Origin of the sequence: Pseudoalteromonas porphyrae (assembly GCF_001298125.1) — a bacterium.
Lineage (GTDB): Bacteria > Pseudomonadota > Gammaproteobacteria > Enterobacterales > Alteromonadaceae > Pseudoalteromonas > Pseudoalteromonas neustonica.
In genome coordinates, this window is sequence record NZ_LHPH01000079.1 from 1 (window position 1) to 685 (window position 685).

General features: G+C 66.0%; 1 protein-coding gene. It reads right to left on the reverse strand.

What is annotated here, in order from left to right; genetic code table 11:
* Window positions 1-685: TRAP transporter large permease subunit (locus ADS77_RS21960; protein WP_152960666.1), on the reverse strand; the 685-nt coding region annotated here is incomplete at both ends.

Here is a 685-nt window from a genome sequence, read left to right on the forward strand (position 1 = left end):
CCTCCATGAACATGCCGATCAGCAGCAGGAAGAGGTTGAGCAAGAGCATCAACAACAGCGGATTCTCGGTGACGCCAAGAAACCCTTCCAGCACCATCTGCGGCACGTTCTCCATGGTCAGCATGCGCGCCAGCATCGCCGAGAAGAACACCAGCACCAGCAGCGTGCCGGCGGTCTGCCCCGCGCGCCACAGCACGCCATGCAGGTCGGCCAGGCGCAGTTCACGGTAGTACCAGATACTGATGGGGATGGCGTAAAGCACGGCGATGGCCGCGGCCTCGGTGGGCGTGGTCACGCCACCATAGATGCAGCCAAGGATGATCATGGGCATGGCCAGGCCCAGCGCCGCGCGGCGCGTCTGACCGGCGATATCGCGCACCACCACCGGCAGCGGAGCCGGTTCGGGCTTCTCCAGTGGCATGTGGCGAGTCAGCACGCGGTTCCAGAAACAGAACAGCAGCACCAGCAACACCCCAGGCAGCACCGGCGCCAGGAAGGACGCGGTGACCGAAGTGCCCGACACCCAGCCGTAGATGATCATCGAGGCGCTGGGCGGGATCAGCAGCGCCAGCACCGCCGAGGTGGAGACCAGCGCCGTGGCATAGCCGCGGTCGTAGCCGCGCTCCACCATGCGCGGGATCATGATCTTGCCCACCGCGGCTACCGCCGAGGAGGCCATGCCCGA